26 protein-coding genes are annotated in these 23,959 nt (G+C 63.0%); 14 read left to right on the top strand and 12 right to left on the bottom strand.

What is annotated here, in order from left to right:
- Nucleotides 1-33: 33 nt before the first annotated feature.
- The gene (locus tag AC1Q6C_RS00400; protein ID WP_003945067.1) at nt 34-576 is read right to left on the bottom strand and encodes a DUF1003 domain-containing protein; all 543 of its coding nucleotides are present in this window, start codon (nt 574-576) and stop codon (nt 34-36) included.
- Nucleotides 573-1,859 carry a magnesium transporter MgtE N-terminal domain-containing protein gene (locus AC1Q6C_RS00395; protein ID WP_003945077.1) on the bottom strand — a complete coding sequence of 429 codons (1,287 nt, stop codon included), beginning with the start codon at nt 1,857-1,859 and terminating at the stop codon, nt 573-575. The genes AC1Q6C_RS00400 and AC1Q6C_RS00395 overlap by 4 nt, the downstream gene beginning before the upstream one ends.
- Before the next feature lie 72 nt (nt 1,860-1,931).
- On the opposite strand from AC1Q6C_RS00395, the gene AC1Q6C_RS00390 reads away from it, so the two are divergent.
- The 6 genes from AC1Q6C_RS00390 to AC1Q6C_RS00365 all read left to right on the top strand — a co-directional run bounded on the left by AC1Q6C_RS00390 (nt 1,932) and on the right by AC1Q6C_RS00365 (nt 8,053).
- Nucleotides 1,932-2,894 carry an HpcH/HpaI aldolase/citrate lyase family protein gene (locus tag AC1Q6C_RS00390; protein ID WP_020908461.1) on the top strand — a complete coding sequence of 321 codons (963 nt, stop codon included), beginning with the start codon at nt 1,932-1,934 and terminating at the stop codon, nt 2,892-2,894.
- 107 nt (nt 2,895-3,001) lie between these two features.
- Complete coding sequence (locus tag AC1Q6C_RS00385) at nt 3,002-3,496, top strand: general stress protein (RefSeq protein ID WP_003945065.1); 495 nt, start codon at nt 3,002-3,004, stop codon at nt 3,494-3,496.
- A 251-nt stretch (nt 3,497-3,747) separates the two neighbouring features.
- The gene (locus AC1Q6C_RS00380; protein WP_030536939.1) at nt 3,748-5,085 is read left to right on the top strand and encodes an ABC transporter substrate-binding protein; all 1,338 of its coding nucleotides are present in this window, start codon (nt 3,748-3,750) and stop codon (nt 5,083-5,085) included.
- A gap of 80 nt (nt 5,086-5,165) precedes the next feature.
- Nucleotides 5,166-6,047, top strand: a complete 882-nt coding sequence (locus tag AC1Q6C_RS00375) for a carbohydrate ABC transporter permease (protein ID WP_044480569.1) — start codon at nt 5,166-5,168, stop codon at nt 6,045-6,047.
- 1 nt (nt 6,048) lies between these two features.
- A complete protein-coding gene (locus AC1Q6C_RS00370) occupies nt 6,049-6,879 on the top strand; it encodes a carbohydrate ABC transporter permease (protein ID WP_003945075.1) in 831 nt (276 codons plus the stop codon).
- 4 nt (nt 6,880-6,883) lie between these two features.
- Nucleotides 6,884-8,053 (top strand): ABC transporter ATP-binding protein, encoded by a 1,170-nt coding sequence (locus tag AC1Q6C_RS00365; protein WP_003945069.1) that lies wholly within the window; start codon nt 6,884-6,886, stop codon nt 8,051-8,053.
- 3 nt (nt 8,054-8,056) lie between these two features.
- Here the strand turns inward: AC1Q6C_RS00365 and AC1Q6C_RS00360 are convergent, their stop codons facing one another.
- Nucleotides 8,057-8,293 carry a hypothetical protein gene (locus AC1Q6C_RS00360; protein WP_492666310.1) on the bottom strand — a complete coding sequence of 79 codons (237 nt, stop codon included), beginning with the start codon at nt 8,291-8,293 and terminating at the stop codon, nt 8,057-8,059.
- A 126-nt stretch (nt 8,294-8,419) separates the two neighbouring features.
- On the opposite strand from AC1Q6C_RS00360, the gene AC1Q6C_RS00355 reads away from it, so the two are divergent.
- Nucleotides 8,420-9,685 carry a sensor histidine kinase gene (locus AC1Q6C_RS00355; RefSeq protein ID WP_030536936.1) on the top strand — a complete coding sequence of 422 codons (1,266 nt, stop codon included), beginning with the start codon at nt 8,420-8,422 and terminating at the stop codon, nt 9,683-9,685.
- Nucleotides 9,686-9,695: 10 nt separating this feature from the next.
- Complete coding sequence (locus tag AC1Q6C_RS00350; RefSeq protein WP_030536935.1) at nt 9,696-10,799, top strand: winged helix DNA-binding domain-containing protein; 1,104 nt, start codon at nt 9,696-9,698, stop codon at nt 10,797-10,799.
- On the opposite strand, the gene AC1Q6C_RS00345 is transcribed toward AC1Q6C_RS00350, so the two are convergent.
- Together AC1Q6C_RS00345 and AC1Q6C_RS00340 are read right to left on the bottom strand one after the other, a co-directional pair.
- Nucleotides 10,792-11,655, bottom strand: coding sequence for a hypothetical protein (locus AC1Q6C_RS00345; protein ID WP_003945080.1), 864 nt, complete (start codon nt 11,653-11,655; stop codon nt 10,792-10,794). The two genes, AC1Q6C_RS00350 and AC1Q6C_RS00345, sit on opposite strands and share 8 nt — an antisense overlap.
- The gene (locus AC1Q6C_RS00340) at nt 11,645-12,343 is read right to left on the bottom strand and encodes a metallophosphoesterase family protein (protein WP_042450375.1); all 699 of its coding nucleotides are present in this window, start codon (nt 12,341-12,343) and stop codon (nt 11,645-11,647) included. Before AC1Q6C_RS00340 ends, AC1Q6C_RS00345 begins: the two co-directional genes overlap by 11 nt.
- Before the next feature lie 71 nt (nt 12,344-12,414).
- On the opposite strand from AC1Q6C_RS00340, the gene AC1Q6C_RS00335 reads away from it, so the two are divergent.
- A complete protein-coding gene (locus tag AC1Q6C_RS00335) occupies nt 12,415-12,999 on the top strand; it encodes a suppressor of fused domain protein (protein ID WP_007736116.1) in 585 nt (194 codons plus the stop codon).
- Nucleotides 13,000-13,024: 25 nt separating this feature from the next.
- Here the strand turns inward: AC1Q6C_RS00335 and AC1Q6C_RS00330 are convergent, their stop codons facing one another.
- Nucleotides 13,025-13,471 carry an SRPBCC family protein gene (locus tag AC1Q6C_RS00330; RefSeq protein ID WP_007736117.1) on the bottom strand — a complete coding sequence of 149 codons (447 nt, stop codon included), beginning with the start codon at nt 13,469-13,471 and terminating at the stop codon, nt 13,025-13,027.
- A gap of 134 nt (nt 13,472-13,605) precedes the next feature.
- A complete protein-coding gene (locus AC1Q6C_RS00325) occupies nt 13,606-14,676 on the bottom strand; it encodes a magnesium and cobalt transport protein CorA (RefSeq protein WP_007736118.1) in 1,071 nt (356 codons plus the stop codon).
- A 169-nt stretch (nt 14,677-14,845) separates the two neighbouring features.
- On the opposite strand from AC1Q6C_RS00325, the gene AC1Q6C_RS00320 reads away from it, so the two are divergent.
- The 4 genes from AC1Q6C_RS00320 (at nt 14,846) to AC1Q6C_RS00305 (ending at nt 18,320) form a co-directional block, all read left to right on the top strand.
- Nucleotides 14,846-15,700: a PHP domain-containing protein gene (locus AC1Q6C_RS00320; RefSeq protein WP_042923377.1), complete on the top strand. Its 855-nt coding sequence runs from the start codon at nt 14,846-14,848 to the stop codon at nt 15,698-15,700.
- On the top strand, nt 15,697-16,311 hold the full coding sequence (locus AC1Q6C_RS00315) for a MarC family protein (RefSeq protein WP_164490628.1): 615 nt from the start codon (nt 15,697-15,699) through the stop codon (nt 16,309-16,311). Before AC1Q6C_RS00320 ends, AC1Q6C_RS00315 begins: the two co-directional genes overlap by 4 nt.
- 3 nt (nt 16,312-16,314) lie before the next feature.
- Nucleotides 16,315-16,707, top strand: coding sequence for a hypothetical protein (locus AC1Q6C_RS00310; protein WP_007736120.1), 393 nt, complete (start codon nt 16,315-16,317; stop codon nt 16,705-16,707).
- Nucleotides 16,708-17,126: 419 nt separating this feature from the next.
- Nucleotides 17,127-18,320 carry an NAD(P)-dependent malic enzyme gene (locus AC1Q6C_RS00305; protein WP_003945072.1) on the top strand — a complete coding sequence of 398 codons (1,194 nt, stop codon included), beginning with the start codon at nt 17,127-17,129 and terminating at the stop codon, nt 18,318-18,320.
- Between the two features lie 73 nt (nt 18,321-18,393).
- Here the strand turns inward: AC1Q6C_RS00305 and AC1Q6C_RS00300 are convergent, their stop codons facing one another.
- From AC1Q6C_RS00300 to AC1Q6C_RS00285, 4 genes are read right to left on the bottom strand one after another with little or no spacing between them, the layout of a single operon-like run.
- Nucleotides 18,394-19,083: an ABC transporter permease gene (locus AC1Q6C_RS00300; protein WP_492666309.1), complete on the bottom strand. Its 690-nt coding sequence runs from the start codon at nt 19,081-19,083 to the stop codon at nt 18,394-18,396.
- Complete coding sequence (locus AC1Q6C_RS00295) at nt 19,080-19,763, bottom strand: ABC transporter permease (protein ID WP_054187352.1); 684 nt, start codon at nt 19,761-19,763, stop codon at nt 19,080-19,082. The genes AC1Q6C_RS00300 and AC1Q6C_RS00295 overlap by 4 nt, the downstream gene beginning before the upstream one ends.
- A 4-nt stretch (nt 19,764-19,767) precedes the next feature.
- Nucleotides 19,768-20,913 (bottom strand): ABC transporter ATP-binding protein, encoded by a 1,146-nt coding sequence (locus tag AC1Q6C_RS00290; protein WP_003945084.1) that lies wholly within the window; start codon nt 20,911-20,913, stop codon nt 19,768-19,770.
- 4 nt (nt 20,914-20,917) lie between these two features.
- A complete protein-coding gene (locus AC1Q6C_RS00285; RefSeq protein ID WP_003945094.1) occupies nt 20,918-21,856 on the bottom strand; it encodes an ABC transporter substrate-binding protein in 939 nt (312 codons plus the stop codon).
- 203 nt (nt 21,857-22,059) lie between these two features.
- Here AC1Q6C_RS00285 and AC1Q6C_RS00280 point away from each other — a divergent pair, with 203 nt between their 5' ends.
- On the top strand, nt 22,060-22,944 hold the full coding sequence (locus AC1Q6C_RS00280) for an ABC transporter substrate-binding protein (RefSeq protein ID WP_030536932.1): 885 nt from the start codon (nt 22,060-22,062) through the stop codon (nt 22,942-22,944).
- A 22-nt stretch (nt 22,945-22,966) separates the two neighbouring features.
- Here the strand turns inward: AC1Q6C_RS00280 and AC1Q6C_RS00275 are convergent, their stop codons facing one another.
- Nucleotides 22,967-23,908 carry an alpha/beta hydrolase fold domain-containing protein gene (locus AC1Q6C_RS00275; RefSeq protein ID WP_063316844.1) on the bottom strand — a complete coding sequence of 314 codons (942 nt, stop codon included), beginning with the start codon at nt 23,906-23,908 and terminating at the stop codon, nt 22,967-22,969.
- Between the last annotated feature and the right edge of the window lie 51 nt (nt 23,909-23,959).

Raw genomic sequence — 23,959 nt, 5'->3', positions numbered from 1 at the left:
CGGTGCGTGCAGCAAAACTCAGCGAACGCTCAGCTAGTTGTGACTTTGTTTCGCAGTATTCGAGTCACGGTGCTTCTTCTTCGGGGTCGGTTCGCCGTCGGCAGCAAGGATCGACTTGATCTCCTCGAGCTCCCGTCGCAGGTAGTCGCGGGTGGCAACCTCGCCGACGGCGATACGCAGAGCTGCGAGTTCTCGGGCGAGGAATTCGGTATCCGCCTTGGTTTGCTCGGCGCGTGAGCGGTCCTCCTCGAGCGAGACCCGGTCGCGGTTCTCCTGACGGTTCTGGGCCAGGAGGATCAGCGGCGCCGCGTAGGCGGCCTGGGTGGAGAAGGCCAGGTTGAGCAGGATGAACGGGTACGGGTCCCACTGCAGGGCCACCGCGAACACGTTGATCAGGATCCAGACGATCACGATGATCGTCTGGATTGCGAGATAACGCCCGGTGCCGAGGAAGCGGGCGATGCGTTCACTGACGCGCCCGACAGCTTCGACGTCGAAATCGAGATTGAACCGGCGGCTTCCGCGGGGCGTTTCCAGTCGTTGCCGTGCGGTCGTGCTCGACGCCCGTTCGCTCATCGGAGTAGTTCCTCGTCGTCGGAGTAATCCTCACGCCAGTCTTCCGGCAGGAGGTGATCGAGCACGTCGTCGACCGTCACGGCCCCGATCAGGTGGTTCTCGTCGTCCACGACCGGCCCGCATACCAAGTTGTACGTCGCGAAATATCGGGTGACCGACGCCAACGAGTCGTCCGGGGCCAACCGGGGCATGTCGGTGTCGAGTAGTCCGCCTACCAGGCTGGCGGGAGGCTCGCGGAGAAGCTTCTGCAAGTGGACGCAGCCGAGATACCGCCCGGTCGGAGTCGCCGTCGGCGGACGTACGACGAAGACCATGCTCGACAGCGCCGGGGTCACGTCGTAGTTGCGGGCGCGGGCAAGGGCCTCCGCGACCGTCGTCGAGGCCGTCAGTACCACCGGTTCGGGCGTCATCAGACCACCGGCAGTGTCCGGGGAATGCTCGAGCAGGCGTCGAACAGGTTCGGAATCCTGCGGGTCCATCAACTGAAGCAGTGACTCGGCCTCGGTTTCGGGCAGCTCGCCCAACAGGTCGGCGGCGTCGTCGGGATCCATCGCTTCGAGTAGATCGGCGGCACGTTCGACTTCCAGGTGCATCAGCAGATCGGTCTGGTCGTCCGCCGGCAGTTCCTGCACGACGTCGGCGAGGCGTTCGTCGTCGAGCGCCACGGCCAGTTCGTGGCGGCGCTTCTCCGGCAGTTCGCGCATGGCGTTGGCCACATCGGCGGGTCGCATGCCTTCGTACTGGAGAAGCAGGTGAGCTACGCCCTGGCCGGGGAGTGAGAGGTCGCTCTGGGTGAGGCCGGCGACGTGCTGCCAGTCGACGATGTGAATCGCCGCGCGTCGACCGAGGCGTCCGCGATGGCCGCGAACCGCGACCTTGGAGACCACCCAGTCTCGCGTCCGCGTCGATTCGATTCCGAGATCGACGACTATCGTGTCGACGCCGTGAAGCTCCTCGAGTTCCGGGTCGTCCACGCGCACATGCGAATCGAGTACCTGCGCCAGAGCGAGCACTTCGCCCGGGCGCTGGTTGAAGCGCCGCAGACTGACGTTGCCGGTGGTGAGGGTGACTGCACTCGGTTCGATTGCTGTCACACGCAACATCGGAACGAAAATACGTTTGCGCGTGAACATTTCGATCACCAGACCGAGAACCCGCGGTTGCTGGCGTCCGATACGGACCGTGATGACGACGTCGCGCACACGACCGATCGATTCGCCGTCCGGGCCGAGTACAACCAGGCCGGCAAGCCTGGCTGCAAATACCTTGCCTGCTGCTGCCATGATTGCAAGGCTAATTCGTCCAGCGTCAAAATCTGCAACGGCGCCACCGAAAATCGAGAAGGGCAGTCCGCAATGACTTCACGCAACCGTTCCCGTCGATCGGTATTGGCAGTTCCCGGCAGCAGTCGGAAGATGATCGACAAGGCGAAGGGATTGCCCGCCGACGAGATCTTTCTCGACCTCGAAGATGCGGTGGCGCCGCTGGCGAAGCAGGCGGCCAGGGAGTCGATCGGCGACGCGTTGGCCGAGGACGGGTGGGGCAAACAGGTCAAGGTCGTCCGGGTCAACGACTGGACCACCGAATGGACGTATGCCGACGTCGTGGAGGTGGTGGGCCGCGCCGGAGCGCATCTGGACGCCATTCTGCTGCCCAAGGTTCCCGATGCGAGTCACGTCCAGGCGCTCGATTTGTTGTTGACGCAGGTCGAGAAGGCCAACGGTCTCGAGGTCGGCAAGATCGGGATCGAACCGCAGATCGAGAACGCGATCGGCTTGACCAACATCGACGCGATCGCCACCGCGAGTCCCCGCGTCGAGGCGCTCGTGTTCGGCCCGGCCGACTTCATGGCGAGCTTGAACATGCGAACTCTGGTCGTCGGTGAGCAACCGGACGGCTACGACCGCGGTGACGCGTATCACCACATCCTGATGACCATCTTGATGGCCGCGCGGGCGCACGGCGTCCAGGCCATCGACGGGCCGTACCTGCAGATCCGCGACGTCGAGGCTTTCACTCGGTCGGCTGCGCGAACGGCAGCGCTCGGTTTCGACGGCAAGTGGGTTCTGCACCCCACGCAGATCGAGGCGGCCAACGAGGTGTTCAGTCCGCGCCAATCCGATTACGACCGTGCGGAACTCATCTTGGACGCGTACGCGTTCCACACCTCGGCTGCCGGGGGAGGGCGGGGCGCCGTCATGCTCGGCGACGAGATGATCGACGAGGCGAGTCGCAAGATGGCACTGGTGATTTCGGCCAAGGGCCGCGCCGCGGGGATGACGCGCACCTCGGAATTCACGCCGCCCGAACACGCCTGACGCTCGCATAGCCGAACGAATCAGGTCTGTAAAGGGCACAATAGGGGGTAGATGTACTTGCGTCATCCGCGTGGATGACGTGCCCGAAAAGAGGAGCGCAGCCAGCCATGTCCAATCCGCTCGGTCAATCGTCGAATGGGTCGCGCCGTGGAGCGTTGCCGACACCGCCTTCGGGATGGCCCATCGGGTCGTACCCCACCTACGCCGAGGCGCAGCGCGCAGTCGATTACCTCTCCGATCAGGAATTCCCGGTTCAGGACGTCACTATCGTCGGCGTGAACCTGATGCAGGTCGAGCGAGTTCTCGGTCGGTTGACGTGGGCCAAGGTGATCGGTGGCGGCATCGTCTCCGGTGCTTGGCTCGGTGTCTTCTTCGGCCTGGTGCTCGGAATCGTCACCGGTGGTTTCCTCGCTCCGCTGATCGCGGGCATCGTGGGCGGCATCATCTTCGGTGTCATCTCCACGACGATTCCGTACGCCGCGACGCGTGGGCAGCGGGACTTCGCCTCGACGATGCAGTTGGTCGCCGGACGTTACGACGTACTGTGTGAGCCCAAGACGGCGGAGTCGGCGCGCGACCTGCTCGCCAAGCTCGCCATCTGACATTCTCGCTCGGGCTGCCAACTTGTGTGATCTCGGTTACTTTATGTACACGCGGGCGAGGTAGTACTCGCTTCCCGTGACCGTTTGCCGGACAAGGAAATAGGTTCCTTCTCCGGCAAAAGTGCCGATGTGTGGTGCGTCGGCCAGCCGTAACGACTGCGCCGTCTCGCCGCCCGAGGAGGACGGCTGTGCAGAACAAGAGATCGCGGGCGGGGCAGAACGAGAGATCGCGGGCGGGACAGAAGAAGAAATTGCGGGCGGGGCTGCTCGGCGCGGCAACATTGTTGTTGGCGCCCTTGCTCAGTGCGTGCGGATCGGACAATGACGACGGCGTGGTGCTGTCCTTCTACACCGCTGCCGACGGCGCCGAGCAGTATGCGGAGGCCGCCGCCAATTGTTCGGCGGCGTCGAACGGCGCGTACCGGGTCGAGCAGAAAACTCTGCCCAAGGGTGCCGACGACCAGCGACTTCAGTTGGCCCGGCGTCTGACCGGCAATGACAAGTCACTCGATCTGATGACGCTCGACGTGGTGTGGACTGCCGAATTCGCCGAAGCGGGATGGGCATTGCCGCTTCCTGACGACGTGGCGGCCGAGGTCAGCAACGGGACGCTCGAGGGTCCGCTGGAGTCGGCGAAGTGGCAGGACCAGCTCTATGCGGCGCCATTGAACACCAACACCCAATTGCTCTGGTATCGAAAGGATTTGATGCCGGACGGGCAACCACCCCAAACCTGGGATCAGATGATCGACATCTCCGAAGGCCTGGCCGCGGAGGGGCGCCCCAGCTGGATCGGTGTGCAGGGCAAGCAGTACGAAGGATTGATGGTCTGGTTCAACACCCTTCTCGCCAGTGCCGGCGGATCGGTGGTGGGGCCGGACGGAACAACCGTGACGGTGGCCGACGGTGATGCTGCCCAGCAGGCGCTGACCGTCATGAAGCGCGTCGCTACCGCCAAGGGTGCGGATCCCTCGATCTCGCAGGGGGATGAAGCGTCGTCGCGACTGGGTATGGAGAGCGGCAAATCTGCCTTCCAGGTCAACTGGCCATTCGTGCTGCCCGGCATCATGGAGAATGCCGAGAAGGGCGATCTGCCTTACATCGACGACAAGGGCAACGTCACCAGTGAGAACACCGGAAACACGGTGCTCACGGTGAACGGAGAACGGAATTTCCTTGCCGCTCCGTATCCCTCGGTGATCGAGGGTAAGCCGGCCGAGGTCACGATCGGCGGCTTCAACGTGGCGGTGGCCAAGACCAGCCAGCATCCGGACCTCGCTTTCGATGCGCTGACCTGTCTGCGTAACGAGGAGAATCAGCGCAACAACGCGGTAGCCGGTGGCGTTCCGCCGACTCTCGAGAGCCTGTACGACGACCCGGCGTTCCAGGAGGCGTACCCGGCGTGGCGTGAGGTTCGCGACAGCCTGGACACCGCTTCGGTTCGGCCGGTTTCTCCTGCCTATCAGAGTATTTCGACGCTCATCACTGCCACGCTGAACCCTGTGGGAAACATCGATCCGGAATCGACCGTGAACGATCTTGCCGAGCAGGTACGCAAGGCAGTCAATTCCGAGGGGCTGATTCCGTGACGATCGACAGCGAAAATTCGGGAGCTGCACCAACAGTCGCGACGCCATCGCCGGAGCCGAAGCACTCCGCGAAGTCGAAGATGTCCGACGGAAAGGCGGCTGAGCGTCGACTCGGTCTCTGGCTGGTGGCCCCGGCCGCGATTCTCATGATCGCGGTGACCGCGTATCCGGTGGTCTACGCCGTTTGGCTGAGTTTGCAGCGCTACGACCTGCGCTTCCCGGATCAACGAAAGTTCGTGTGGTTCGACAACTACGTGTCGGTGCTGACCGACGGTTACTGGTGGCAAGCGTTCGCGGTGACGACGTCGATCACGGTTGTCTCGGTCGTCATCGAGTTCGTTCTCGGACTGACCATCGCACTGGTGATGCACCGAACGATCGTGGGTAAGGGGCTCGTCCGCACCGTTGTGCTCATCCCGTACGGCATCGTCACCGTCGCGGCGGCATACAGCTGGTACTACGCGTGGACGCCGGGGACCGGCTACCTCGCCAATCTCCTGCCCGACGGCAGTGCGCCGCTCACCGACCAGATCCCGTCGCTCGCGATCATCGTCCTTGCCGAGGTCTGGAAGACGACGCCGTTCATGGCGCTGCTCCTGCTCGCCGGCTTGGCGCTCGTGCCCGATGACCTTCTCAAGGCGGCTCAGGTGGACGGCGCCGGCGCGTGGACCCGGTTGGTACGCATCATCCTTCCGCTGATGAAGCCCGCCATCCTCGTCGCTCTGCTGTTCCGCACACTCGACGCGTTCCGCATCTTCGACAACATCTACGTGCTGACGAAGGGAGCGAACGACACCGGGTCGGTGTCGATTCTGGGTTACGACAATCTGTTCAAGGCATTCAACTTGGGTATCGGATCCGCGATCAGCGTGCTGATCTTCGTGTGTGTGGCAGTGATCGCGTTCATCTTCATCAAACTTTTCGGTGCTTCGGCTCCCGGATCCGATACGGAAGGACGCTGACATGACCGTGACTCCCAGACTCAAGATCAGCTGGTCCGTCGTCAACCTTCTGGTCTTGCTGTACGCGTTGGTTCCCGTCCTGTGGATTGCGAGCCTGTCCTTCAAGCCCGCCGGAACCATCAAGGACGGCAAGTTCATTCCGGAGAAGTGGACCCTGGACAACTACCGAGGAATCTTCGACACCAGCGCCTTCACCAGTGCTCTGATCAACTCTATCGGCATCGGACTCATCTCGACGGTCATCGCCGTGGTGATCGGAACCATGGCTGCTTACGCGATTGCGCGCCTGGATTTTCCGGGCAAGAAGCTGCTGGTGGCTGTTGCCCTGCTGATCGCGATGTTCCCGCAGATTTCATTGGTGAGCCCGCTGTTCGACATCGAACGACGGCTCGGACTCTTCGACACCTGGGCCGGACTCATCCTGCCGTACATCACCTTTGCGTTGCCGTTGGCGATCTACACGCTCTCGGCATTCTTCAAAGAGATTCCTTGGGAACTCGAGAAGGCGGCGCAGATGGACGGCGCGACGCCGGGGCAGGCGTTCCGGAAGGTGGTAGCTCCGCTCGCCGCGCCCGGCATCGTCACGGCGGGCATTCTGGTGTTCATCTTCTGCTGGAACGATCTGTTGTTCGCGATCTCGCTGACGTCGACCGAACGCTCCATCACCGCCCCTGCGGCCATCGCAAACTTCACCGGCGCTTCACAATTCGAGGAGCCCACCGGGTCGATCGCCGCGGCCGCCATGGTCATCACCATTCCGATCATCATCTTTGTTCTGTTCTTCCAACGTCGTATCGTGGCCGGGCTTACTTCCGGCGCAGTGAAGGGATAAGCCTGTGGCCGAGATCGTGCTGGACAAGGTGACCAAGCTGTACCCGGACGGAGCCAAGGCGGTCAGTGATGTCGACATCACCATCGCCGACGGAGAATTCATCATTCTCGTGGGCCCGTCCGGTTGTGGAAAATCCACGACTCTCAACATGATTGCCGGGCTGGAAGACATTTCGACCGGTGAGTTGCGGATCGCGGGTGAACGCGTCAACGAACGCGCCCCCAAGGACCGCGACATCGCGATGGTCTTCCAGTCGTATGCGCTGTATCCGCACATGACGGTGCGCCAGAACATCGCGTTCCCGTTGACCTTGGCGAAGATGTCCAAGGACGAGATCAACGCCAAGGTCGACGACGCTGCGCGGGTCCTCGACCTCACCCAGCATCTCGATCGCAAACCGGCGAACCTGTCGGGCGGTCAGCGTCAGCGTGTGGCGATGGGACGCGCAATCGTGCGCAGCCCGAAGGCGTTTCTCATGGACGAGCCGCTTTCCAACCTGGACGCCAAACTGCGCGTGCAGATGAGGACGGAGATCGCCCGTCTGCAGCAGCGGCTCGGTACGACAACGATTTACGTGACCCACGACCAGACCGAGGCGATGACGCTCGGCGATCGGGTAGTCGTGCTGCGCGGCGGAATCGTGCAACAGATCGGTGCGCCGCAGGAACTCTACGATCGTCCGAACAATCTGTTCGTGGCGGGGTTCATCGGGTCCCCGTCCATGAACTTCTTCCCCGGACAGTTGACGGCCGACGGTGTGAGCACGCCGATCGGCGATGTTCGCCTGCCCGCGGCGGCGCAGTCGAAGATCTCGGGCAGCGGCTCGGGCAAGGACGTCGTGGTCGGTATCAGGCCGGAACATTTCGAGGACGTGGCGCTGGTCGATGCAGCGCAGAAGCCGCACGGTGGGACGTTCACCGTCGACGTCGACGTGCTGGAATCGATGGGTTCGGACAAGTACGCGTATTTCCTCGCTGGTGGCCCCGCCGTCAATTCTCGTGAACTCGAGGAACTCGCCGCCGATTCGGGAACGGCCGTCGCTGGTGGCGGTCAACTGGTTGCCAGGCTCTCGTCCGAGTCCACGGTGGCCCAGGGCAGGTCTGTCGATCTGTGGTTCGATCCCGCCAAGATCGCAGTGTTCGACGGCGGTACGGGAGCCAATCTGCTGCTGTGACCTTTACCCGGGCAAGGTGACCGAATACGTCGCGTCCCAGGGGAGCGGTACCTGTTCGGGGCCGGGCGCTGCGTCGGCCGGCTCGGGTAGGGGGACCAGGCGGCCGAATTGTTCGTGATGGGTGGAGGCCGGGGCGGCTTGCGCTGTCCCGGCGACCACGGCGATCGGCGCCGCTGCCAGGGCGCCGGCGACGGCAAATCGAGTGGCGATGCGGCGCTTGCTTGCTCGGGTCGAGATCATGAGCACTCCTGCGTGGTTTCGAGGTTCGGTGAATGCTGTGCCATTCACGGTATTGCGGGTTGATTGTGAAATCTCGTGTGCGAAGCTCATTCACAGGGAACTGGGATGGGCGGCACAGGAGGACAGATGAACGAATCCTCGGTACGAACCGAGCACCTGCCCGGCGGCCCGGACCTCGAGCGGATCTTGCGCGAACACGCCTACCGCGGTGCGTACCTCCAACTGACGGTGCGCGGCGCTCTGGTGCTGTTCATCGCCCTGACACTGATCTTCGTCCCGCCGATGAACGACGCGGGATGGTGTTTCGCGATTCTGGGCGCCTATGCCCTCTGGTCGGCAGCCGTGGCGCTGTGGATCCGCAAGGGCGGCACCGGCCCGGTGACGATGATCTGGCTCGGCTTGTTCGTCGACCTTGCCGTGCTCGCAACTCTGACATTGCTGACCGGTCTCGCGGCCGAGCAGAGTTGGACCGCCGACATCTTGAGCAACGGGCTCTTCGTCATTCCGGTTCTGGCGTGTACGCAACTGCGGACGGACGTGTGTGTCGGCGTCGTTGCCTGCACGATCGGGGTGTTCTTCGTTTCCAGTTGGGCAACGATGACTTCGAACTCCGAGCCGTGGCCGTCGATCCTGCTGAGCACCATGGCCTTGGCCGGAGTAGGCGCGGGCGCAATCGGACTGACTCGGATTCAAAGATCACGCGTGCTGACCATCGGGCACCTCGTCGGGCATCGCACGAGCCTTCTTGCCGAGCTCATGGGGCTCGAGCAGCGTGAGCGCACGGAACTGTCGGAGCAATTACACGACGGGGCGCTGCAGTACGTCCTCGCGGCGCGGATGGATCTCGACGAATTGGCAGACAGCGCGGAGCCTGTCGCCCTGGCGCGAGCTGGGAAAGCGCTCGGTGAAGCGACAACGCTGTTGAGATCCTCCGTCTCGGAGTTGCATCCCACTGTCCTTGTTCACGTGGGTCTTGCCCGCGCAATCGGGGACCTCGCGCGATCGGCGCAGGGACGCGGCGGAGTAGTGGTCGACGTCGACACTTCGGGCTGGAACGACGATCTGCGCACGTCCGCGGACGACGTCCTGTTCGGCGCCGCACGAGAGCTGCTGGCCAACGTCGTCAAACATGCCGGTGCGCACAATGTTCGGATCGAGCTCGCACGACTGGACCACCGTGCGGTGCTGGTGGTCTCGGACGACGGCCGGGGGATCAGCGCCGATCGGATTGCCGAACGACGGGCCGCCGGCCACATAGGGCTGCTCTCGCACGAGTTGCGGGTGGTTGCTGCGGGTGGCTCGTTCTCGGTCGGGCCGGGTGAAGAGTCCGGAACCCTCGCGCGAGTCGAGATACCGTTCCAGATCGTCACCGAATCCGACCACGAGCGCTGAGGAGTTGTCGATGACACTGATCACCGATCGCGAGCTCAACCTGGCGACACTGGCGAGGCAGTTCCTGCTGCGGAGGGCCGAGGTCAGCGCGTTGGATGCGATCGAGCACCTGGCGGGTCTGCAAGCCCAGGCGCCGACGCCTCCCTATCTGGCACTGTGGGCGCGGCTGAAGAACTTTGCAGCAGAAGACCTCTCCACCCTTGTGGAGAAGCGCCAGGTGGTGCGGCTGGTTGCCATGCGGGGCACGGTTTTTGCTCTCTCGGCCGCGGATGCGGGCCCCTTCCGGGCCACGGTTCAGACGATCATGGAACGCGATCTCCACACCAACAGCACACAGCGTGCGGCGCTCACCGGGTTGGATCTCGACGCTCTGGCGCGGGCGGGACGGGACCTCGTAGCGGACGGGCCGCTCACCCAGATGCAGATGAGACCGATACTGGCAGAGCGCTTTCCCGGTCACGCGGCCGAGGGACTGGCGCACGGAGTTCGAGGACTTCTGCCGATGGTGCAGGTCCCACCGCGAGGCCTGTGGGGACGATCCGGAGTACCGGCACTGACGACCTTGGAGAATTGGCTTGGCACGGAAGTGAGTTCATCGCCGGATCCGGATGCGATGGTGCTTCGTTATCTGGCGGCCTTCGGGCCCGCCAGTGTGAAAGATGCGCAAGCGTGGTCAGGGCTCACGAGACTCGCCGAAGTCTTCGAGAGGCTACGTCCCGGCTTGATCACCTTTGTCAACGCGAAAGGGGCCGAGGTGTTCGACCTGCCGGACGCGCCACGACCGACCTCCGGAACACCGCCGGTCAGAATCCTTGCTCCGTTCGACAACATCCTGCTCTCGCACGCCGACCGCTCGCGAATCATGGACGAGCAGTACCGAACTCGCGTCTTCACCGTCAACGGCATCGTCAAGCCCGCCATCCTGGTGCGCGGAAAGGTGGTGGGATTCGCGACGGTGACGCCGGACAAGGAGACGGTCGAATTGGGCGCGACTCTGTTTGCGCAGCAACCGAAGACCGCGCTCGCATCCATCGAGAAGGAAGCGCGTGCGTTGCTGAAATTCATGCACCCGAAGATCCCGAACCGAGAGGTGCGGTTCGCTGTCGCTACGTAGCGGGCTTGTGCTTTCGCGGTGCTCGATCGCGTAGTTCGGCCACGATCTCGTCGTTCCACATGTGACGCCGCACCAGTCGGTACCGCTCCCGGGCGATCCACAAGTAGGCCTCGGCGTCGGTGTGCTCGGGCAACATGTCAGCACCCCGCAGCATTCGCACGACGGGCAGAAACTCCTCGCCGAACCAGCGGCGGGCGACGGTGTCTCGGCCGAGGAACTCACCCTTCTCCTGCATGAGCCGAAAACCCCACGCCTCCACACACTCACTGAGTTCGGCGTACTCCCACGGGTCGGTGACCTGGACGGCTTCGCGTTGTGAACCCTGCAGCGGAACGCGGGTGAGGAAGAGTCGACGATGATCCTTGATGAGCAGATCAGCGCGCTGAGTGATGCCTTCCGGCGAGATACGCGTGATGATCTCGGTGACGTACGCGTCGATTGTCTTCTGGTGCATCGCACACGCAATGGACACTCGGTGGTGCCCGTCGATCACGAAATGCATGGAGCCGACGCGATACAACTGAACAGGTGGTACCGATTCGCCGCGTCGTTGCGCCACCGCAAGTCGCTCCCAACGAGCGCGCGAGTGAGTGGACGTCGGACGGAAGTACCTGTCGAAATCACCTGTGCGGTCGACACTTCCGACGATCGATTCGATGGTGACGACCTGCAGCCCCAGAGACTTCTCGCCGACCTTGCCCAGAGCTGCGACAACCTCGTCGAACGGCAGGATCGCGTTGACGTCGTCGGGTTCGCGTCGTAGCCAACTGACCAGACGTGCCACGTCGGCACGTCGACGCTGACGAGCGAAGTCGTTTTCCGCGTCGGCTGTGGGAAATCCGGTGTCACGAGCCATGTCGGCGCCTCACGATCGTCGGCGGAGTACCTGGGGAAATCTCCATCAGCGTGAAGCCGACGGTATTGAGCACGATAGTCCGGCCTACCTCCAGATCGAGAGGGGTTCGCCCGTGCGGGTGGATGTGTCCGTGGACCATCACCGTCGGATCGAGGTTGTGAATCAAAGGCGTGAAGCATTCGAACCCTCGATGTGGCCGATCCTCGGCGTCGCCGACACCGCGGGCGGGACTGTGGGTGAGCAGCACATCCACGCCCGCCCGGCCGCCGGGAAGCCGCGATTGCCAGGCGTTTCGCCAGGCGAGCGAGCGAGCGCGTCGGCTCTGCTGGCGCTCGGACCATTGATTGGGACCCGTGTTGTATCGGATGGAACCACCGAGGCCCGCGATCCGCAGACCGGCGACGGTCACGATGCGTCCGTCGGCGTTGACTGCGCCGGTAGGCCCCGGCCACTGCGCCGGCATCCCGGCCCGCGTCCAACCCGATCTCTTGTTCGAATATCCGGACAGATCGGCGTCGTGGTTTCCGGGAACGAACACGCAAGGCGCATTCAGTTGGTCAGACAGGTACTCCAGATACGCAAACGGCAGATCGCCCGCGCCCAGGATCACGTCGACTCCGAGTGAACGAACCTGACTGCTCCACAGGAATTCGACGGTCTCGTCGCTGACAGCGAGAACGGAGACCATTTCGACGACGCTACCGCCACCGCGAGGTATCTGCGCTGCGAACCTCGCGGGCACGGTGTTTAGATGGACGAGTGTCAGACAGCGTCGTATCTTCCGTCCGGGCCCATCTCGTCAGCAGCATCGAGGGGCCGGACCCCACCGCGGCCTCGGTGACGTTCCTCGGTGTCGAACCGCTGGACGTGCTGCGTTTCGAATCACCCGACGGCCTGGTCCGCTACGTCACACTGGGGTGCTCGCGTCATCCGATGGGCGACCCCAACGAACTGGTCGCAGACCCCACACGCGGACCCCGCGCCGAGTTGGTACTCACGCTGCGCGGTGGCACCGGTGTGGCGTCAGGTGTGGCCAGGACGCTCGCGGTGCTGGCCGCGGCGCCGTCCGTCGAAGGCGTCGTGCTGCTCGAGGACGCACTGTTGGACCTGGGCGAGCCGCTGTGGAAGGACACTGCGTTCACGGCGGTGCTTCTCGGTGACAGCGGGATCGAAGACCTGACGCTGCCGGAGCCGTTCGACCCGGTGCGCTTCCTTGGTGTGGTCCCCCTGACCGGTACCGAAGCCGCCTGGGTGCGTCTGCGCGGCGCGGAGGCACTGAGGGAAGCGTGGACCGAGGCGGGGATCGACATCCGCGATCCGCACCGTTCCGCTGCCTCGCTCTAGCTGCGCTGGCGCTTTGTCCGTCAGATCATTCGGCGTGCACGAGGATGTCCGCCAAGTTCTCGAGACTTACCCGAACCGTCCGTGAAAATGCTTTCGTGACGATCGGGTCGGCCATCTTGCCGAATACTCCTCCCAGGCCGCTTTCGCTGTCGAGTCGGTAGGTGACCCGAGTGCCGTCACCGACTTCTTCGCAGGTCGTGGTCTGCGAGAAGCTGACCGGACTTTCGACGGACGTCGATTTCGACGATCTCGGTGGGTCGTACTCGGTGAATTCGGATGTCCACTCGAGACGCTTGCCCAGGATTCGCGAGACACCGTGCCAGCGGCTTCCCACGCCCATCGGGCCGTCGGTGATCTGTTTGCACTCGACCATCGAATTCTCCCAGTTGGGCCAGTTCTCGGCGACGGCGATGTACTCCCAGACGTCCTTGGGTGGCAACGCGATCTCCACGGATTGCTCGACTGTAGGCATGGTTGCTCCTCCACTTCTCTTTGGATCTGAATTTGCTTGTCGCAAAATGGATTTCGGGAACGGAATGAAAATGCGTACCCATATCCATTGTCCGCCTGCGACGGTGGCAAGTACAGGGAGTCAGCGTGCGAGGTTCACAGCCAGTTGTTGCGACGGAAGAGAAAGAACAAGCCGACACACACCGACGCGATGAGGAACAGGATGGACTGATAGCCGTACTTGTAACCGAGTTCCGGCATGTTCTCGAAGTTCATCCCGTAGATACCGGCAACGCCGGTCGGCACGGCGGCGATAGCGACCCACGCGGAGATCTTGCGCATGTCGGTGTTTTGCTGCACCGCGATCTTCGCGAGTGCGGCGTCGACCAGCGAACTCAACACCTCGTCGTATTCCGAGATACGTTCGGCCACGATCGTGTGGTGATCTCGTACGTCACGGAAGTATCGCCGGATCTCCTTCGGGACGAGGCCGCCCGCGGGCTGGGTCAGCTGGAGCAGTGGCAATCCGAGTGGAGTGACCGAGCGTCGTAGTTCGACGATTTCACGTTTGAGCAGGTAGATGTGCTCGACGGCAACGGTGTTCCGCGGGTTGAACACCAACTCTTCCATGCTGTCGACGTCCTGTTCGACGAGTTGGATGACGGAGAGATAGCTGTCTACGACGTGGTCGGTGATCGCGTGCAACACCGCGAACGGGCCCATGGTGAGGCGCTCGGGGTTCTGCTCGAGTGACTTGCGCACGCTTGCCAGTTCGGAGTGATCCCCGTGCCGGACGGTCACCACGAAGTCGGGGCCGACGAACACCATGATCTCGCCGGTTTCGACGATCTCGCTCGCCGTCGCGACGGACTCGTGCGGTACGTAGACGACCGTGCGCAGCACCAGGAACATGACGTCGTCGTAGCGTTCGAGTTTCGGGCGCTCGTGTGCATGGACGGCATCCTCGACCATCAGCTCGTGGAGTCCGAAAGTTGCTGCAACATCTTGCATCTGACCTTCGTCGGGAGCGTGCATGCCCACCCAGACGAACGCGTTGTCGCGACTACGAACCTCGGCCAACGCGGCGCGGTGCGTGTACTTGCCCGGCAACCGCACGCCATCCACGTAGACCGCGCAGTCGACGATCGCGCGGGCAGCCGGAACGGGGATCTTGGGCGCATCGGCTTGCGTCGATTTGCCGTTCGACCAATTCGGCAGTGACGGCATGGTTGGCACGCTCGCTCCTTCTCGGTCTGTAATGCAGTGGAACGGCAGGGGAACGGCACTACAGCGACACCTGATCGAATTGCGCTGCCGCTGCGGCGTAATCGTACGTCAGCTTCCGGCTCGCCCACCGGAGCGCGATGAAGTTGCCGATTGCTGACACACTGGAACAGTGCGAATAGATCTTCACACCCACTCCAACGCATCGGACGGCACCGACACCCCGGCTGCCCTCATGCGCGCCGCAGCCGACGCCGGACTCGACGTCGTCGCCATCACCGATCACGACACGACTTCGGGCTGGGCCGAGGCGGCGCAGGCCTTGCCGGCCGGCGTCAGCCTGGTTCGTGGGATGGAGATGTCGTGCGAAGGTCGAGGTGAGCGTGGTTGGCCGGTCGCTGTACATCTGCTTGCGTACCTGTTCGATCCGACGCACCCCGAATTCGCAAAAGAACGTGAGCGACTGCGCGCCGAACGCGTCGAACGTATCCGGGTGATGACGACCATGATGGCGCGTGACGGTCTGCCCGTCGATCCCGATCAGATCCTCGCCGACGCCGGTCCGTCCGTCGGACGCCCGCACGTCGCAGCGGCCCTGATGCGGGCCGGTGTGGTGTCGAGCATCAGCGAGGCCTTCTCCGACCTGTTGTCCAGTCGAGGACGATACGACGTTCCCAAGTACGACACTCCGCTCGAGTACGCCGTCGAACTGGTGGCAGCCGCCGGGGGAGTGACCGTCCTTGCGCATGGACGGGCCCGTTCGCGCGGCGGATTGCTTGCGCTCGACCACATCCGCGATCTGGCCGATTTGGGTCTCGGGGGCCTCGAAGTCGATCACCCGGACCATCGCAGCGACGATCGTGACGTCCTGCGCCGCCTGGCTGTCGACCTCGGTTTGGCAGTCACCGGATCCTCTGACTACCACGGCGAGAACAAGACGATCGGACTCGGCGACGAGCTCACGGACGAAGCCGAGTTCGACAAACTCGTCTCGGCTGCCACCGGCGTGGAGGTACTGGGGCGCTGATGCTCGACACCACGCTCTACCTCACCGTGTTCATCACGCTGTTCGTGATCATGGACCCGCCCGGAGTCATCCCGGTGTTCTTGTCACTCGTCGGACGTAAAAGCCGTGAAGATCGCAATCGAGCGGCATGGCAGGCCCCCGCCGTCTCCCTGGCGGTCATCTCGGTCTTTGCCATCGGCGGTCAGGCGATCCTCAACTACCTCCACATCGGCATTCCGGCGTTGCAGGGCGCCGGCGGATTGCTGCTGCTTCTCATCGCACTCGAACTGCTGACCGGAAAGGCCTCCAACCGTCCGCAGGGAGCCGACGACGTCAACGTCGCACTCGTTCCTCTGGGAACGCCGATGATGGCCGGTCCCGGTGCGATAGCGGCCGTCATCGTCTTTGTCGCCCAGGCCGACGGTGAAGCGGCGTCGTATCTGGCGATCGCGTTGGCGATTCTGTCCATCCACCTCGTGCTGTTCGTGGTCCTGCGCTTCTCGACCGCACTGATCCGGATACTGGGCGAGGGTGGCATCAGTCTGCTGGCACGCATCGCCGGTCTTCTGCTCGCCGCCATCGCGGTTCAACTCATTGCGGAATCAGTCCGCGGATTCGTCGCGGGAGCGTAAGAGATGACATACGACGACAGGTACGACCGGAACGACAGGTACGAGGACGACTACCAGTACCAGGAATATCAGGACTATCAGTACGAAGACGATTACGACTATCCCGCCGACAAACGACAATGGCTGCTGGTCCGCGCTCTACGCGCCCTGAGCGGCACCGTGGCGGCCGGAATCGTGGTCTTGACACTCGTGATCATCGGTTCGGCATATCTGGGCGGCAACCGCGGATTCCCGGGTCCGGGAACAACGTCGATCACCGCGCACATTGCGGCCTCGGTGGTTGCTCTCGCCGCGCAGATCTGGTGCGACCGCAGGCGGGGTATCGCGGCGGTTGCCGGATCGGTGGTCGTGCTCGTGGTGGCAGGGCTGTTGTTGGTGACGCAGTGGTGGGGATGACTGGGTGGGGATGACACGGTGGGGATGACTGGGTGGGGATGACACGGTGGGGATGACGGCTCGGGTTCGAGTGTGGTGAGGAATCCGACCGCTTGGAGGATTTGATTGTGATCCGACTCTGGTGGCAAACTGGAGTTACTTCGAGGCGGCGCCACAGCCCGGCCCCGAAGTGCAGGTTTCGTCAGAATTTCTCCGAAACCTAGATTGCATGGATACGCCAGGGCTCACCCGCCCCACACCATGACGCTTCGGATGTATTGCGGCCCACTTTCTCGCGCACGCCGAATGCTCTTCTTCTCAGTAGTCGTTCGCGGAAGAAATGATCTCTGACCGTTGTGAACGTAGTTTCGCAGCGGTCCGAAGGATTACTTCCCAGTAACCCAGCCCCGCTTGAGGCTGGACTAATCAGGAGTGTCATCGTGTCCCTCGTGACTGAAGCCATCAACGTACCCAAGGTCGAGTTGACCGACGAAGAAATCTTTGCCGCTCACGTCGGTGGCAAGCTCTCGGTCGAGACCACAGCACCGCTCGATACGCAGCGGGCCCTCTCGATCGCCTACACGCCGGGTGTTGCTCAGGTGAGCCGCGCCATCGCTGCAGACGAAACCCTCGCCGATCGATACACGTGGACCAACCGACTCGTCGTCGTGGTCAGCGACGGCACCGCGGTTCTCGGACTCGGCGACATCGGCCCTCGCGCGTCGCTGCCCGTCATGGAGGGCAAGTCGGCGCTGTTCAAGAACTTTGCCGGACTGAACTCCATTCCGCTGGTTCTCGACACCAAGGATCCCGACGAGATCGTCGAGACACTCATCCGACTGCGTCCGAGCTTTGGCGCGGTCAACCTCGAGGACATCTCGGCGCCGCGTTGCTTCGAGATCGAGAAGCGCGTCATCGAAGCTCTCGACTGCCCCGTCATGCACGACGATCAGCACGGAACCGCCATCGTGGTCCTCGCGGCACTCAAGGGCGCCGTGAAGGTCCAGAGCCGCGACATCACCACACTCAAGGTCGTCATCTCCGGCGCCGGCGCTGCGGGTGTTGCCTGCGCGAACATCCTGCTTGCCGCCGGAATCAGCGACGTCATCGTGCTGGACTCGAAGGGCATCATCTCGGGTGAGCGCAGCGACCTCAACGACGTGAAGGCAGAACTCGCGGCCCGCACCAATCCCCGTGACCTGCATGGTGGTGCCATCGAGGCTCTCGAAGGTGCTGACGTGTTCCTCGGTGTCTCGGCGGGCAAGATCCCCGAGGAGCTCATCGCTTCGATGGCTCCCGAGTCGATCGTGTTCGCACTCTCCAACCCGGACCCGGAGATTCACCCCGAAACCGCGTCGAAGTACGCGGCGATCGTGGCGACGGGCCGTAGTGATTTCCCGAACCAGATCAACAACGTTCTTGCCTTCCCCGGTGTCTTCAAGGGCGCGCTCGACGCCGGCGCCCGTCGCATCACCGAAGGTATGAAGCTCGCTGCCGCCGAGGCAATCCTGTCGGTGGTCGGCGACGAGTTGGCGGCGGACAAAATCGTCCCCAGCCCACTCGACCCTCGCGTGGCACCCGCAGTAGCGGAAGCCGTCGCGGCCGCAGCGCATGCTGAGGGCGTGACCAGCTAAGAGGGACTACGAAAGCCCCGATCGGAACCCGCACACAAGGTTCCGATCGGGGCTTTTTCGTGTGTACCGAGAGCTACAGACGAGTGAGGTCGGGTGTTCGGCGTAGCCTGCCGGTCCCGGGAACCGATGCCCAGACCACCAGCGCCAGTAAGCCGTCCACGACGAGAGCCACAACCGCGACCAGGATTGCGCCGACGACCACTCGGTCGTACTTGTAGAGCGCGAGACCGTCGAAGATGTACCGGCCGAGGCCGCCGAGGTTGACGTAGGCGGCGACCGTTGCCGTGGCAATCACCTGCAGTGTCGCGTTACGCAGTCCGCCGAGAATCAATGGCAGCGCATTGGGTATCTCGACGCGGAAGAGCACTTGGAGGTCGGTCATACCCATTGCCCGTGCGGCCTCGACGACGCCGCGGTCGACGCTGGCGATTCCGGCGTACGTGCCGGCGAGTAGTGGGGGAATACCAAGAATGACGAGGGCGAGAATCGGCGGCATCACTCCCAGACCCATGAGAAGAACGAGGAAGGTCAGCAGGCCGAGAGTGGGCAGTGACCGCAGTGCGTTGACCAGACTGACGACCACGATCTCACCGCGACGCAGATGGCCGATGAGTAATCCGATGGGCACCGCGATCACAGCCGAAAGTGCCACGGCCAGAACGCTGTACCAGAGGTGCTGGAGGATGCGGGTGCCGATTCCGGTGTCGCCGCTCCAATTTCCGGGATCGACGATGAAGTCCCAGGCCCCGGTGAAGATGCTCATACGGGTTCCCCCTCGGCTGACAGGACGGCGGGAACCTTCGACGAGGTCGACGTTCTGGTCCACGGGGTCAGGAATCGGCCGATCAGATACAGGATCAGATCGAGCGCCAGTGCCAGCACGACGATCGCGACGATGCCCGCAACGATCTGGTCGGGATAGTCGCGGTCGTAGCCTTGTTTGAACAGGACTCCAAGCCCGCCGATTCCGATCAGAGATCCGACTGACACCAGCGAAATATTGGTAACGGCAATAACTCTGATGTTCGCGATCATTACCGGCAGCGCCAATGGCAACTCGACCGTCAGAGCGCGTCGTAGTGGTGTGAAACCGACGGCGGTGGAGGCGTCGATGACGTTGTCCGGCACCGAGTCGAGTGCTTCGGGTACAGCCCGGATGAGCAGTGCCGTCGCATACACGCTGAGTGCGATCACGACGTTGAGAGGATCAAGGGTCTTGAGTCCGAACAACTGGGGGATGGTGACGAACAGCGCGAGCGACGGAATCGTGAACGCAATGCTCGCCAGGGTCAACGTGATTCGGCGCAGCCATCTGACGTTGCGGATCGCTGTTCCGACCGGAACGGCAATCAGGAGACCGATCAGCAAAGGAAGCAGTGCCAGATACAGATGGGTCTTCGAGTAATCCACGACCGTCGAGAAATTGTCGATGAGCCAGCGCATGCCGCTACGACCCGAATCCCTCGGTGAAGGCGACGCGGTTGCGTTCCTCGTCCTCGCGTCGACGCTGATCTGCCAATTTCGCCACGACTTCGGAACCGAGGATCCCGCCGATGACCGCTCCCTCGCCGTCGACGGCAACGCCGATACCGGAAGGCGACGAGATTGCCGCATCGAGTGCTTGGCGGAGATCGCCGCCGGGGGAGAACAGCGAACCACCGGCAGACGTCGACTGAGCAAGGGTTCGTCCCGAGCGCAGGCCTTCGACGCCGGTCACGTCGATCCATCCCTGCGGAGTTCCGTTGTCCGTGACCACGAGAACCCATTCGCCCAATTCGAGACGCAGAGCCTTCAATTCGTTCTCGACGGCCGTGCGTACAGGGTGCAACGGAACCTCGTCGGCAGCGCGGAACGACAATCCCCGATAGCCGCGATCGCGTCCGACGAATCCGGCGACAAAATCCGTTGCCGGTGCGGCCAACACGTCGCGAGGTGCCGCAACCTGCTGAAGCCGCCCGCCGGGACCGAAGACGGCAATGTGATCACCGAGTTTGACTGCCTCGTCGATGTCGTGGGTGACAAAGACGATCGTCTTCTTCAGTTCGCTTTGAAGACGGAGCATTTCGGTCTGCAGATCCTCACGCACCACCGGGTCGACGGCGCTGAAGGGCTCGTCCATCAACAGGATCGGCGGATCGGCAGCCAATGCTCGCGCAACTCCCACACGTTGTTGCTGCCCACCCGAGAGTTGTCCGGGATAGCGGGTGGCAAGGGAGATGTCCAGACCGACTCGTTCGAGTACCCCCAACGCGGCTTTGCGCGCTGCGCGGCGGGACTCACCGCGCAGTACCGGAACTGTTGCGACGTTGTCGATCACGGTGCGATGCGGAAGCAAGCCGGCGTTCTGGATGACGTACCCGATGCCGAGACGCAGCTTCACCGCGTCGGTCTGGGCGATGTCACGACCGTCGACGAAGATCTTGCCCGACGTCGGTGTGATCATCCGGTTGATCATGCGCATCGACGTCGTCTTGCCGCACCCGGACGGCCCCACGAACACCGTGAACGACTCGGCCTCGATGGTGAGATCGAGACGGTCGACGGCGGTGGTGCCGTCCGGATACTGCTTGGTGACGCCCTCGAAGGTGATCACGTGACTACGAGACCGGCTTGTCGAGGCCCTGCGCCGTCACCCACGCCTTGGCCGCCGCTGCCGGCTCCGTCTTGGTGTCGCCGGACACCTGGACGTTGAGTGCCAACAACTCTTCGGTGGTGAGCTTGGCGGACACCGCATCGAGGACTGTCTTCAACTTGTCGGAAGACTTCGACGCGCGCAGTACCGGCACCACGTTCTGAGCCGGGAAATTGTTCTTCGGGTCTTCGAGAACCACGAAGTTGTTCTCCGGGATGGAGGCCGACGTCGTGAAGATGTTTGCCGCGGTGATGTCACCGGAGGAGAGAGCCTTCACGGTTGCCGGTCCACCGCCGTCGGCGATCGGAACGAAGTTGGCTGCCGAGATGTCGAGGCCGTAATTGGACTTCAAACCGGGCAATCCGGCTGGACGTTCCTGGAACTCGGCCGGAGCACCGAACTTGACCTCGGCGGAATGCGGAGCCAGATCGGCGATCGTCTTCAGGTTCCACTTGTCAGCGGTTTCCTTCGTGACGACGACGGCGTCCTTGTCCTCGGCGGATGCAGGCGTCGCAATTGCCAATTCCGACCCGAGAGCTGCGGGAAGAGCAGCGAGGACGTCAGCGGAGCTGGTGGCCGTGCTGTCGGGATCCAAGTACTGCAGGAGATTTCCCGTGTAATCCGGAATGACACTGATGGACCCGTCCTTGAGTGCCGGAATGTACGCCTCGCGGCTGCCGACGTTGAACGACGTGGACACATCGAACCCGTTGACACGCAGTGCTTCGGCGTAGATGTTGGCGATCGTCTCGGATTCGGTGAAGTTGGCGGAGCCGACGACGATCGCGTTGGGATCGCTGTTGGAGTCGCCGTCGCTGCTACCGCACGCTGTCAGTGCAGTCAGAGAGACAACGGTTGCCGCGGCTACGAGCCAACGGTTGGAACGAAATCGTGAGGTGCGCATGAGCGTCCTTCCGGTTTTTCGGGCGTCCCGTGTTTCGGGCGTCGGAAACCATTCCCTTGTGGCGAAGCCACCCGAGTGACTTCGACGGCGCCGCCACCGAGTGGCTGCGTCAGGACTGGTTACCGCGCATCGCCCGACAAGTGTAACGATAGGTACCGACATGGCACGGTTTTCGATCCATGGGATTGGATGTGAGGATTTCGGTGAAGAGCACACGCACGAAGTATTCGACTGTTGTTGCAGCACTGATGGTCCTGCCGATTCTCAGCGGATGCGCAAACGGTGATTCGGTGGTAGAGGGTGCCGAAGCGGAGTCTCGTGACCAGATCGTGGTGGCTGCTGACGCATCGGTGGAGAGTTCGGTGTTGGCCGAGGTGTATTCGACGGTGCTCTCCTCCTCCGGCCTGTCGGCTCGCGTCGAATCGGTGGGTGGTGGCCGAAACCAATCACTCGAGGCTCTGGACGCAGCGCGAGTCACTTTGGTGCCCGAGTTCACCGGCGCGCTGCTCGATCACTACGACCCGTCATCCCCGGCCCGCAAGGCCGACGACGTCTTCGAAGCCTTGAGTCGCTCTCTGCCGGAGGGTCTTTCGGTCTCCGACTATGCGATGGCCGAAGATCGTGCGGTCCTCGCACTCGACACCGGATACGCACAGTCGTTGGGAGCGAAGACGATAGAAGCCTTTGCTCCTTCGTGTGCCGCGGCGAGGCCGCTCGTCTCCGCGAGATTCGTCGAGGACGGGGCAGTGGAACAGTTGGCCGAGGGCGCCGAGTGTGTCTTCGCCGGTGTCGATCAGGCAACGCCGGCAGACGTACCCGGTGCACAAGTATTCGGAACCACGACGCTGTCGGCGTTGGCACAATCCGATGCCGTCACAGTGCTCGCTGATTCGAATCACGTTCTGGCTGCGCAGAATGTCGTTCCGCTCTTTCGAGCGGGCGCACTGGGAGATTCGGCTGTCAAGGCGCTCAGCGTCGTTGCCGGTGAACTGTCCACCACCGATCTCGCCGCAATGATCGAGCAGGTGCGGACCGGCAAGGCGTCAGCCTCGGAAGTCGCCCGCACCTGGTGGGACACCCGTCAGTGACATGGACGGAGTGGGCCACCCGTCAGTGACTGTTCGAGCCCACTGCTGAACTCGAATCATCCTTGGCACGAATCAGTTTCGATGCGATGAACTGGCCGAGGTCGGAAACGGCGTCTGCTGCTTCCTTCACCAGTGACGCCTGTGCGTGAGCCACGTGCCACAGTCGCGCGTACTCCACCAGGGACACGTCGACGCCGGCAGCGGAGAGCTTGTCGGTGAACGTCATGATCTGCGGGTAGAGGACTTCCTCGGAACCGACGTGAATCCTGGTGGGTGGCAACCCGTCGAGCTTGCCATGCATCGGTGCGTAGCCGGGATCAGTACGGTCGCCTCCGGCAAGGTAGGCGTCGGCGGCGTCGAAGGACCACGCTGTGTTGACCACCAGGTCGGCCTTTTTGGTAGCACTCCGATCGCCGGGATCGACCCACGGTGAGATCAGGGCAAGCGCGCCGGGGGTCACGCCGTGACGCTCGATCAGACGGATAGCGGTCGCCGCGGCCAGGCCGCCACCGGCCGAATCGCCGGCGATGGCAACGCGGTCTTCCGAATAGTCGAACTCGGTGACCAACTGCATGAAGGCTGAGACCGCGTCGTCGAGAGCGGCGGGATACGGATTCTCCGGCGCGAGACGGTAGTCCAAGGTGAAGACCGCACTGGACGACTCACGGGCGAGATGAGCTGCGAGAGAACGGTGTGTGGACAGCGAACCCAGCGTGTACGCCCCGCCATGCAGGTAGAGAACTGCGGTGGGGCGCTCGGTTGCGCCGACGGTGATCTTCTCTGCCGGTCGGCAAGCCAGCTCCAGCGGGCGCACGACGGCGCCCGCTGGAACCTGCTGTAGCGGTGCCCCGGCCTCGAGCAACAGACGTTGAATCCGATACGGCAGCCGCGAGTTGAAAGCCAGACGGAAGTACGGCTTCAACAAGAATGCGACCACGGGCAGCGGAAGGGTGAACGTGCTCACCGGCAGGGCTCCTGACTCTATATGCGAACTGCGCTGTGAAACGAACTGCGC

Source organism: Rhodococcus sp. MT28, assembly GCF_058792695.1.
The sequence above is the reverse complement of the archived record's forward strand: the minus strand, read 5'-3'. Positions and strand labels throughout refer to the sequence as shown.